At 46.7% G+C, this 12,473-nt stretch carries 6 protein-coding genes and 1 pseudogene; 2 read left to right on the plus strand and 5 right to left on the minus strand.

Translation table 11 applies throughout. The annotated features are described in order from the left end of the window. Together cbiD and guaA are read left to right on the plus strand one after the other, a co-directional pair. Positions 1-875 (plus strand): cobalt-precorrin-5B (C(1))-methyltransferase CbiD (cbiD, locus tag PY364_RS20940; RefSeq protein ID WP_275525920.1); only part of this gene is annotated, 875 nt, incomplete at its 5' end. Positions 876-996: 121 nt separating this feature from the next. After that, complete coding sequence (guaA, locus tag PY364_RS20945; RefSeq protein ID WP_343278300.1) at positions 997-2,610, plus strand: glutamine-hydrolyzing GMP synthase; 1,614 nt, start codon at positions 997-999, stop codon at positions 2,608-2,610. Between the two features lie 196 nt (positions 2,611-2,806). Here guaA and PY364_RS20950 read toward each other — a convergent pair whose 3' ends face one another. From PY364_RS20950 to PY364_RS20970, 5 genes and pseudogenes are all read right to left on the minus strand, one after another. After that, positions 2,807-3,499: a GAF domain-containing protein gene (locus PY364_RS20950; RefSeq protein ID WP_275525922.1), complete on the minus strand. Its 693-nt coding sequence runs from the start codon at positions 3,497-3,499 to the stop codon at positions 2,807-2,809. Beyond that, positions 3,496-4,671, minus strand: coding sequence for an FIST N-terminal domain-containing protein (locus tag PY364_RS20955; RefSeq protein WP_275525924.1), 1,176 nt, complete (start codon positions 4,669-4,671; stop codon positions 3,496-3,498). The genes PY364_RS20950 and PY364_RS20955 overlap by 4 nt, the downstream gene beginning before the upstream one ends. Before the next feature lie 182 nt (positions 4,672-4,853). Continuing rightward, entirely contained in the window at positions 4,854-7,898 is a 3,045-nt protein-coding gene (locus PY364_RS20960) for an Ig-like domain-containing protein (protein ID WP_275525926.1), read from the minus strand. Between the two features lie 82 nt (positions 7,899-7,980). Further along, positions 7,981-11,280 (minus strand): Ig-like domain-containing protein, encoded by a 3,300-nt coding sequence (locus PY364_RS20965; RefSeq protein ID WP_275525928.1) that lies wholly within the window; start codon positions 11,278-11,280, stop codon positions 7,981-7,983. A gap of 405 nt (positions 11,281-11,685) precedes the next feature. Next, positions 11,686-12,473 (minus strand): annotated as a pseudogene (locus tag PY364_RS20970) (recombinase family protein); the annotation flags it as partial.

The raw sequence follows: 12,473 nt of genomic DNA on the forward strand, positions 1-12,473 counted from the left end.
GGCGGTTCGTTGACCGCCAAGATGGCGGCGTTACGGAAGAGGAGATAATTATTGTGGGCGGTGAGGGGATAGGTTATCGCCAAGAAGGGGGAGAGGCGGCGATTTACAGCTATGCTCGGCAATTATTGCAGGAAAATTTGAGGCGATCGCTACAACCCGGAGAAAAAATTACTGTTACTATCATTCTGCCCGAAGGTCGCCAATTGGCTGCACGTACCTCTAACGAGGCTTTCGGCGTTGTGGAAGGGCTTTCTCTGCTCGGTACTACGGGCATTTCTCAACCGCTGAGTGCTCCTGGTCAATTAGAAGATTTCCGCTCAGAATTGCAGAAAAAAGCCGATCGCTTTGATTCTTTAGTCTTCTGTATTGGTGAAAACGGCTTAGATTTAGCGACTCAATTAGGTATTAACCCAGAAAGGTTAGTAAAAACGGCTAACTGGTTGGGCCCAATGCTCGTAGAGGCTGGAGTGCAAGGCTTGAAGTCAGTTTTGCTATTTGGTTATCACGGCAAATTGATGAAATTGGCGGGCGGAATTTTTCACACTCACCATCATCTTGCTGATGGGCGGCGGGAAATATTGACGGCTTATTGTGTAAATTCAGGACTACCGGCTGCGGTTTGTACAGAAATTTTTGCTTGCGTTACAGCCGAAGATGGACTGCAAAAATTGCGAACTTTGGATGAGAATACGGGCAGTAATTGGGTAGAGCGGGTTTACGGTGCGATCGCCTCTCAAATTGACCAAAGATCCTCAGACTACATCTTCACTCACTGCCAGCGTCATCTTACCATTGGTTCGGTACTCTTCGGTCGCGATCGCAAAATCATCCTAAAAAGTGAAATAGGCGATACACTTTTGTCTAAGATTTGTTAATCTAATGTAAATATCTCATAAAAGTTAACAGTTAACCGTTAACCGTTAACCGTTAGCCGTTAACAGTTAACCGTTAACAGTTAACCATTAACTATCACCATCTACCAATTAAACACTAACCGTGACTTCCCAAATACAAACTGAAGCGCCCGCAGACAACCCTGAAATCGGGCAAGTCAATCGCCAAATGCTAGTAATTCTAGACTTTGGTTCGCAATATTCAGAGCTAATTGCTCGTCGCATCCGCGAAACTCAAGTTTATTCAGAAGTAATATCTTACCGCACTACAGCAGAGCAGTTAGCTACTCTCAATCCTAAAGGAATTATCCTTTCCGGCGGCCCTAGTTCTGTTTATGACGAAGGGGCTCCCCACTGCGATCCAGAAATCTGGAATTTAGGTATTCCAGTTTTGGGTGTTTGCTACGGAATGCAGTTAATGGTAAAGCAATTAGGAGGGAAAGTAGAACGAGCAAAACGCGCAGAATATGGCAAGGCTTCCCTATCAATTAAAGATCCTACAGACTTGCTGACTAATGTGGAAGATGGCGCAACAATGTGGATGAGTCACGGCGATAGTTGCGTTGAGTTACCCGCAGGATTTGAAGTTCTTGCTCATACAGATAATACTCCTAGTGCTGCGATCGCGAATTACGATAAAAAGCTTTATGGCGTTCAATTCCATCCCGAAGTAGTTCACTCTATTGGCGGTTTAGCTTTAATTCGCAATTTTGTCTACCATATTTGTGACTGCGAACCGACTTGGACAACGGAAGCTTTTGTCGAGGAATCAATTCGCGAAATCCGCGCCAGAGTTGGAGATAAACGGGTTTTGCTAGCTTTATCTGGCGGCGTGGATTCTTCCACTTTAGCCTTCTTACTGCATAAAGCGATCGGCGATCAATTGACTTGTATGTTTATCGATCAGGGTTTCATGCGTAAGTATGAGCCAGAAAGGTTAGTAAAGCTATTTCATGAACAGTTCCACATTGATGTTCAGTATGTAAATGCCCGCGATCGATTCCTTGCAAAAATTGAAGGTGTTACCGATCCAGAAGTTAAACGCAAACATATTGGTCACGAATTTATCCAAGTATTTGAAGAAGAATCTAAGCGCCTCGGCCCCTTTGATTATCTCGCTCAAGGTACTCTTTATCCAGATGTTATCGAATCCGCTGATACTAACGTAGACCCGAAAAGTGGAGAGCGAGTTGCTGTTAAGATTAAGAGTCACCACAACGTCGGCGGTTTACCTAAAGATTTGCGGTTTAAGCTAATTGAACCTTTGCGAAAACTATTCAAGGATGAAGTACGAAAACTCGGTCGTTCTATTGGATTACCAGAAGAAATTGTCAATCGACATCCTTTTCCTGGCCCTGGCTTGGCAATTCGCATTTTAGGAGAAGTGACAGCAGAACGTTTAAATATTTTGCGAGATGCTGATTTCATCGTCCGCCAAGAGATTAATCGCCAGGGAATGTATAGCGAACTTTGGCAAGCTTTTGCGGTTTTATTACCAGTTCGTAGTGTTGGCGTTATGGGAGATCAACGCACTTATGCTTACCCAATTGTTTTGCGTTTAGTCAAGAGTGAAGATGGGATGACTGCTGATTGGGCACGAGTACCTTACGATTTTCTGGAAACTGTCTCGAATCGGATTGTTAACGAGGTTAAAGGAGTTAACCGCGTGGTTTATGATATTACTTCTAAGCCGCCTGGAACTATTGAATGGGAGTAATTGTTAGTTGTTAGTTATTAGTTGTTAGTTGTTAGTTGTTAGTTATTAGTTATTAGTTGTTAGTTGTTAGTTGTTAGTTGTTATAGCAACCGCCAAGGTGGTTAGGACATTTTAGTTTCCTCAAACCCTTAATTTTCTTCCCTTCTTCCTCTTCTTCCTCTTCTTCCCCTAGCCCCTAGCCCCTAGCCCCTAGCCCCTAACCGCCTTGGCGGTTGCTATACCTTTGATTTTGTGCATAAAACTCATTTTGACGAATAGTAATCGCAATTTGATTTGCCAATATTTGCAAAGTCTCAAAGTCTACAATTGTTAACCTAGGTCTTCTCAGAGTATCTTCAGTTTGATTACCAGCAAAAAGAATATGATTCGCTTCACTGTTAACAGCAAAAGCAATCGCAATAAAATATTTTACCTGAAATTCTGATTCCCAATCTGCCCTATATTTATCTATACTTTTACCATTAAATAAAATTCCTTGTTTCTCAACAGCTAACTTAGAAAACTCTGGATTAGCCATCTTTGTCATCAAATATTCCGAAGAATAGCCACAACTTGCAACCGGATAAAAATTTTCATCTTCTTTCTTCCTGAAAATAATAGCTCGATCAAATCCAATATTCTCAGCTAAAGACTTAACCGTAACTTCATAAATATTCCACGCATCTTTTGCCCCAATTATTTGCTGAGACAGCAATTGCATAAACTTAAAAGTCTTTTCTCGCTTCTTAGACTTCATCTGCAAATCCAGCAAAGAACCTTCCAATTTAATGATTTCCAACGTTAGATTTTCGATATCTTCCTTACACGATAGTTTTTCTTGCTTTAACCTTGCTATTTCCTCCTTCAACACTTGATTTTCAGACATGAGATCAGCTTGATATTCAATCATTCTATCCCCACGAAAATTCCAGTATAGTTATGAAAATGATTTTCTCCCATCACGGGAGCAATTTCGCCAAAACAAAAAAAGCCAATCATATCTTTATCATTACCCAAAACTTCCATCAGATTATTCACATCTGGTTCTGGTTCACCAAAAAGATAAGATCCACGTCCTGAACAGTTAAAATAAAAATAGGTAGCATCTTCAGGATACTGCATAGCAGCAGTTACTTTATGAGCTATGCTCTCTGTCCCTTGTTTGACTTTAGCCTCGTTACGCCTAGTCATCTGAAAATTTGACCCGACAGGTATTGGGACTCCTAATTTTATGCTACCCTGTTCTTTATCAATACCGATAATTGCCCTGTTAATCATATCTCCATCATAACCTTTGCCCTTAAAAGATTGTCCTAACCCAATTAAATTGATAGCTTGACCGAAATCTAACATTCGTTCTTCACCGACTAGAGAGTTTAGTAAGTCTAAGGCGGGTTCATTATCAATTTCATAGATAATATTATCTTGCGCTTTAGTAACAGTTTTCAAATTTCCCAGGGGTTTAGAACCGTGACTTACGCCGATTGAATAGTTAAAATCTCCAGTTATCAAAACGCCAGCTACAGCATCACTTAGAATCTCTTGATTGCAAAATTGATAAGTTTGCGAGAAATGATAATCATTGCCGGCGGTTCCGCCTACAAAATCAATGTGATATCCTAAAATATTTTCGATGCCTTTAAAAAGACCATCTGAATTAATTGTTAAACCGTCTGGAAATAAGAAAAGCAGTTGTTTGTCATCGGGTGAAAGTTCAATTAATTTGATTTTATTACCGATTTCTCTACCTACTTTTTCGCAGTCAGCCGATAAACCCGGAACAATAAAAGGATGAAAAAATACATTTTTTGAAACCATTCCCATCATTGCTAGAGAATGGGTTGCCTCATCGCAGCCTAAGTTAGTAATACTACCAAGTCCCGAACAGCCACAAAGAGGTATATTACTAGCAACTGACTCAATACCTTGGAAAATTTTTCTCATTTCGTGTCCAACTGTGGCGAACAGAAATAGGAAATCTGGATGCTTACCTAATTTTTTGATTATTTCTGCGATCGCATATTTCCCCGCTTCCCAAGAATCATCTATTTTAGAGTAAGCAACCGCTCTTTTGATTACCATAATCTTTCTGCCTAAATCATTAGCGATCAAATTAAACCCAGAATTTATAGCAACCGCCAAAGCGGTTGCTATACATACAGCGCTATCTCTTTTTTAATCGGCACAGCCGGAGCCAGATTAATGTCTACTTCCAGTTTATGGCTTAATGGCCTTGGCGGTTGCTATATCTAATACTTTTCAGTCTAGATAAAAGTAAAGTCAAAAGGAGAAAGGAACGGGACACCAGTAACACCATTTAATTTCGCCAAGATCCGAGAATCGTTACCGCTGGTATTATCCGCATTGCCGTCATAAATAATATAAGTGCTACCACCAGAATCGTAAGCAAACAAGAACGCAGTCCCGCCCAAAATATTCAGCGAAACAGTTGTCTGCACAGGTAATACAATTTGGTTCGCGCCCTTGAGATTAGGGAATGCGGGAGTAAAGTTAAACTGGTCGTTAATCGGCACACCTAGAGCGGCAAAATCCGTAATAATATCGTAGCCGCCAGCCGCGATCGCAGCATTAATTGCCGCAGGCGAAGCCGCCTCAAAGACCGCCCCCCCATCAGTAGGGCTAGTATAGCGGAATGTATTATTACCACCGCCGCCGCTCATACTATCAGCACCAGCGCCACCGATCAACACATCATTATCCAGTCCACCATTAATAGTGTCATTTGCCCCTGCACCATCAATAGTATCGCTGCCAGCTAAACCATTGAAGTTATCCGGGAAAGAACCGCCGACTATACTGTTTGCACCGCTATCTGCTAAAAATACCTGAACGTTCACTGTAGCTGCGGCCGTCCCTGGGCTCGTCCCAAATCCATCGCTGATTGTGTAGGTAAAGGCAACAGTACCAGCAGCACCAGCGGGAGTAAACTGCACCCCTGTACCGCCCAGATTGACCGTCGAACCAGCCTTAGTGGTGCTAAGACTGATGATAGTAAGTGGTTGGTTTTCTGGATCGCTGTCGTTGGCTAGTACATTAATTAGAGTTGGGAGAGGATTGTTAGTAGTCGTCAGGATTAAACCGTCATCTATAGCTGTTGGCGGCGTATTAACTTGCGTACCAGTATTAGCGTTAAACGGATTAATATTGATGGCGATCGAGGATGTTGCTGTACCACCTTCAGGATCGCTGACGCTGTAACTAAACGACCCAGCTTTCCCAGTGACATTGGTTGCAGGTTCAAATCTCAGGGAGCTCAAGTCTTGAACGCTCAATTTTTCGTTCAATAAGGTGACAGAGGTATTCCGCAATATCTGACCGAAGGTAGGATTAGGCAGTTGTGTCACTGTAACTGTAAGCGCTGCACCCTCCGGGTCAGTCGGTGTTTGAATGCTAAGGGCTAAAGGTATATCCTGACTGGTTACTAAACTCTTAGAGCTTTCCACAATTGGCGGTTGGTTGGTTGTCGCCGTTGGGAAAGCAGGGGAAGTCGGCCCCAACCCAGGAGTTGCAGTTGGCGGCGGTATGGGAGAAGGGCCTGGACTCACGCTGGGAGTAGGTGAGGGCACTAAAGTAGGGAGTGAACTTGGAGTAGTACCTGTTGCAGGTGAAGGGCTAGTACCCGTTGTTGTGGGAGTAGGAGTAGGAGTAGCAGTTGTGGGAGTAGGAGTAGGAGTAGGAGTTGGTGTAGGAGTAGGAGTTGGTGTAGGAGTTGGAGTAGGAGTTGGAGTTGGAGTAGGAGTTGGTGTAGGAGTAGGAGTAGGAGTTGGAGTTGGAGTAGGAGTTGGCGTTGCTGTTACGGGCGAGGGAGTTGTCCCCGTTGTCGAAGGAGTTGTCCCCGTTGTCGAAGGAGTTGTCCCCGTTGTCGAGGGAGTTGTCCCCGTTGTTGAAGGAGTTGTCCCCGTTGTCGAGGGAGTAGTACCTAGAATGGGAAATGGGTTTTCATCAACGAACGGGACGGGATTTGTTGTAAACCTTGATTCGTTGACAGTGGTAGGTTTAACGTCGAGCAGTATTGCTAAAAATTCGCCCGTGCGTTTGTCTCTAATAATGGTGTTGCTAGAATTCGAGCCTGTTCCTTGGGATATCTCCAAATCTGCGAATTTCAAATCACCTGTGAGGGCGATCGCATCATCGTCAGTAAAATCTCTAATTAGGTCAGCATCAGTTAAATTAACGCCGCCAGTAGTCGCACTACCACTACTGAGGGAGGCTGGTTGAGTGCTAAATCTACCGATAACAAAGGTATCTCTGCCTTCACCGCCAGTGAATGTATCTGAGCCGCGATCGCCAGAGAGAATATCATCACCACTATCACCAGCAAGTTCGTCGTTACCTTCCCCACCATAAATAATATCGTCTCCTTCGCCGCCGCTAGCAGTATCGTTGCCAGCACCGCCGTTGATCCTGTCTCCTCCTTCCTGGCCTAATAAAAGATCGCTACCGCCGCCACCGAGTACAGTATCGTTGCCCGTATCGCCAAAAAGAGTATCATTGCCGCGATCGCCAGAAACTAAGTCATCCTCACCACCGCCACGCAAGCAGTCATTACCTTTACCACCAAACAGCGTGTCGTTACCTTCGCTACCAAAGACAATATCATTGCCAGCATCACCATAAGCAGTATCGCTACCCTGATCCCCAGAAACCAGATCCTCATCTTTGCCGCCTCTTACGCTGTCATCGCCTGGCCCGCCCTCAACGGTATCTCTGCCAGCATTGCCATTCAAATAGTCGTTATTTTCTTCGCCTCTGAGCAAATCTGGGCCGTCCCCACCGAAAACGGTATCATCACCGGGACGCGCTGAAATTGTGTCATTCCGAGGGCCACCAATTAGATAGTCATCCAGATTGGTTCCCTGAACCACACCCTGAACAAATATTGGCTGTGGAGGAGGAGTAGGAGTCGGTGTCAACGTCTCCACAGGCGCAGGTGTTTGCGTAATGGCAGGGCGTGTCCCCTGACTCACAGAAGGGCTCGTCCCTTGACTCACAGAAGGGCTCGTCCCTTGACTCACAGAAGGGCTCGTCCCTTGACTCACAGAAGGGCTCGTCCCCTGACTCACAGAAGGGCTCGTCCCTTGACTCACAGAAGGGCTCGTCCCTTGACTCACAGAAGGGCTCGTCCCCTGACTCACAGAAGGACTCGTCCCCTGATCTGGCGTTGGAGTGGGAGTAGGTGCAGGCGTTGGCGCTGGCGTAGGGAGAACATCAGTAATATCGCCATTTTCATTTACAAGAAAAAACGGTGGGCCGTTCTCAATAAAGCCTGCTGGCACTGCACCTGGCATTGTTCCGCCTCCTTAAATCAACACTAAATTTTGTTAGTTGTTAACAGTTAACAGTTAACAGTTAACAGTTAACCGTTAACCGTTAAATAAACTTGAACTCCGATGCAGTAATGACAGTGCTTAAAGCACCCGGTACCGTAGGAATAGAATTGAGAACAGCCAAGTCAAAAGCGGGGAGACTATCATCACTAACATTCGGGTCATAACCCAAAAGATACTTATTAAAAGTATTGTTCAGATAGATAAAGAAAGCTCCTGATTGAGCCGAACCATTTTGATTTTTCAAAGCTGCATTTACAGCTTGAGCATTGTCAAATTTTGCCTCAAACAATATCACCTCTTGACCACCAATATCATCACCCGCCGAGCCGATATTCCTAATAATAATACTAGAAAAATCGTTAGACGTGCCAGAGTTGGTAAAGCCACCGAAATTAGACGATCGGAACAAGAAAGCATCGCTACCGCTAACATTGAAATCGCTAATGATATCTACACCTTCTGCGGGAGTTTCAAAGTAGAAGAAATCATTACCAGCCTCACCCGTTAGGAGATCGGAACCAAATCCGCCCCCAAGGATGTCATCGCCCGCAGCACCAGATAGCGAGTCGTTATCACCGCCGCCTAAGACCAAATCATTGCCAAATCCACCACTGAGGCTGTCGCCACCATCTCCACCGTCGAGAGTGTCATTGCCAGCTTCACCCAACATAGAATCGCTACCGCCCTCGCCCAAGAGGTAATCGTTACCGACACCTCCCAATTGGGTGTCGCTACCGTCGCCGCCGAGTACCGTGTCGTCACCGTCACTGCCTAATAGTGAATCATTGCCTGTGCCACCATCAATTAAGTCTCTGCCCACGCCGCCATCAACAATGTCGTCACCGGCACCGCTGTCAATGGTGTCATCGCCAACTCCTCCAGTCACAATGTCACTGCCAGCCTCTCCGTATAGGGAGTCATCGCCAGCATCTCCCGATAGGACATCATTACCGGTTCCGGCATAAACAGTATCGTTGCCTTCCCCAGCACCGAGGGAGTCGTCGCCATCTCCACCAAATAGCAGGTCATTGTTGAACCCGCCATCAATAGTGTCATTGCCATCTTCACCGTCAACGGTATCGTTGCCGTCTCCACCACTTAAAACATCGTTGCCGGTACCACCTAAAAGGGAGTCATTGGCAGCTTGCCCCAAAATGGAGTCGTTACCTGCTCTACCATCAATGATGTCGTTGCCGTCACCTCCCAAGAAGGTATCATTCCCAGTCCCGCCGATAATATAATCGCTGAGCGCCGTGCCTGAGAAGTTGTCGTTGATGATGCCCGTGCGGTCAGAAATGCTATCTACGACAGTAATACTGAAAGAAGACTGCGGAGTGTTAGAAAATCCGTCACTAACTGTGAATGCAAAGCTGTCACTGCCAGTAGGAGCTAACAAGGTGTATTTAACTATGTTGTTGAGGATGTCTTGCTGGCTAAATTTGTCACCGATATTGACAAAGCTGGTTCCCCTTTGCAGAAATCCTTTTGCAGGATCTGGTGCTTTTGTCAAGGTGTAAATTAGCTGCTCTGCCGGGGTGTCGGCATCTGTAGCAGACAGTTCCTCAACAGAAATAATTTCTACCGGAGAACTCTTGGAGACAATAATGCCTTCGTTGACAACCACTCGTGGTGGACTGTTGATATTAATGGTGACACTTGCCTGAGCCGTGCCGCCATTGCCATCAGTAATCGAGTAGCTGAAGCTGTCACTACCAGTAAAACCAGCATTGGGAGTATATCGGAACGTTCCCCCAGCCACAGGCTCCAGTTGGCCGTTAACAGTTGCAGTAAAGGTGCTGACGTTAAGAATATTCCTGTCAGCATCAGTATCGTTAACTAGGACATTAAAGGAAACTGTCTGGTTGGCAACGGTGGTAACGCTGTCATTGACCGCTATTGGGGGCTGATTGACCGCAGGAGTCGGGGTCGGTGTCCCCGATGGAGTTGGTGTTGGCGTTCCTGATGGAGTCGGGGTTGGTGTCCCCGATGGAGTTGGTGTTGGAGTTGGTGTTTCCGATGGAGTTGGGGTTGGAGTCGGGGTTGGTGTTCCCGATGGAGTCGGGGTCGGAGTTGGTGTTCCCGATGGGTCTGGGGTAGGAACTGGAGTAGGAGAGGGAGAAGGTGGTGGTGTTGCTAGCCCAGGTCTTGTGGGGGCTGCAATGAAGTTAGCCCGACCCAGCGTCCTGCTATCTACTCCCGGCAATACTGCCAAAAAGTCCCCAGTAGTACCGTTACGGATAATCGTACTTCCAGCTCTAGCATCGGTGCTTTGAAAGATTACGAGGTCTTCAAATCTGAGGCTGCCGCTCAGTCCGATTAAATCACCGGTACGGTAGTCTGTAATTAGGTCAGCATCGGCTATATCGGGGCCGCCAGTGGTGGTAACGAGGGGGATGCTGGCGTTGCTAGGATTTGGGGCTGTGAAGCTACCGAGGACAAAGACATCTCTGCCATCACCGCCGGAGAGGGTATCTCTGCCGAACTCACCCCAGAGAACGTCATTGCCACTTTCGCCAACTATGTTGTCATCTCCGTCGCCGCCGAAAACGATATCGTCTCCTTCGCCTCCAAAAATAGTATCTTTGCTGTCGTTGCCGAATAGCCAGTCACCGCCTTCGTTGCCAAAGAGGAGGTCGTCACCTCCACCGCCAGAGAGGGTATCGTTGCCTTGGTCTCCCCAAACGATATCTTCGCCTAAATCTCCGAAGAGGCTATCGTCGCTGGAACCACCGCGTAAGCTGTCGTTGCCTTTACCACCAAAGCTTGTATCTCTGCCATCGCCACCGATAACGGTGTCGTTTTCGTTGTTGCCAAAGAGGAGATCTCCTTCGCCGCCGCCCGACAATAAATCGTTATCTTTGCCGCCGTAAAGAGTGTCAATGCCTGTACCACCGTCGAGGGTGTCCTGACCAGTATTGCCAAAAAGTAGATCGTCGTCATCGTCTCCCCTGAGTTCGTCGTCGCCACCGGCACCGATGAGGGTGTCGCTACCTCCCAACCCTGAGATTACGTCTACTCTGGGGCTACCAACTAAGGAGTCATTGGTTTCAGTACCTCTGATAATTCCGCCCAGATTGCCCGGTAAGGTGTCGTCAGGAGTGCTGGTGGGTAGGGTGTCGTCGGCTCCCGGTGTAGTGTCATCGGCAACGGGTGTGGGGGTTGGAGTTGGTGTGGGTGTGGGTGTGGGGGTTGGAGTTGGTGTGGGTGTGGGTGTGGGTGTGGGGGTTGGGGTTGGGGTTGGGGTCGGAGATGGGGCTGGACTTCCTCCGATAGTTTCATCAGCCCCTAACACAAAGGGAGGGCCATCTTCGACAAAACCTACTGGCACTGCACCGGGCATGATTACAACTCCTTTTTTAGACGATCCCTAGGGACTTGACGAAGGGTTTGAAGATTAGTTTCTCAGGAAAAATAGACTTTAAATTTATCGACAATCCTGATTAGTTTTAACATATTCAAGCAAATTGACAAGAGATATACAGATTTTTTAATCTCAGTCTATTTTGCACTAAAAATGTTAATATCTTGACGTTTTTTTTACTCATCTATTTTTCTATAGCAGCCGCCAAGACCATGAGGACATATATCCGTAACGCCGCCTTCTAGGCGGTATGCTAACTAGGACAAATATCCGTAACGCCGCCTTCTAGGCGGTTAGGATACCGCCCAGAGGGCGGCGTTACGTAAGTCCTAATTGCCAAGAAGGTTGCTATAATTTCCATTTTAGGGAGTAAGGCTGACTTTTTCAGGGGAACACGGAAGCATAAACCAGGGGTAGTAGTGGCCCAGCTTGCTCTTGTCCGTTGGCTGCTAGTTCGCTGTGGCAAAGGTAAAGGTAGGAACAGCGGCTTAATAAATCTACCAAAATTCGTCGCAGTCTTTGCTCGTTGGCGAATTGTATATCTTCGGCTCGACTGGGATGCCAGGGGTGTTTCTGAAGGAACAGGGGAGCTGCAAATAGGGTGGCTGCACCGCCGCTCATCCAGAGCGGGGAACCGGCATCAAGCCAAAAATGGTATTTGTGAGCGCGGCGACTGGCACGGTACTGAAAGATGGTGGCTAAGGCGATCGCACGGCTGCCGAGTCCGGCTGTCCTCACGGGAAAAGGGTTTGCGGTGACTGTACCGCGCCGGAGAAGTTGAATGAATTGGGCGATCGCTGCTGGTTGGGAGTATGTTGCAGGTTCGCTTAATCGCCTCCGCCCGTCGATTTCCCAATAGTGTACAGCGGTTTCTACTAATTCCCGTAATGCGGCTAGCTGGTTGTACGGTAGATAACGGTCTTTGAGCAGGAATTTCTGAATTGCTCGGTCAAGGAGGACGACGGGACTAGCTAGGAGGTGTTCTTGCTGGTGCGATCGCTGTTGTTCGATCCAGTCTACTATCTCTTCATAAGCTATGGTGGCTCTGTATCCTAGTCGATCCCACCGCGCAAAGGTATTAGCTCTTAGCAAACGAGGGTTTTCTGGGTCTGGGTAAAAGCAGCAATCGGCGATCAAGCCGGCACGTACAGGATCGATGTCGGAGGATGGGG

Source organism: Kamptonema sp. UHCC 0994, assembly GCF_029167235.1.
Lineage (GTDB): Bacteria > Cyanobacteriota > Cyanobacteriia > Cyanobacteriales > Microcoleaceae > Kamptonema.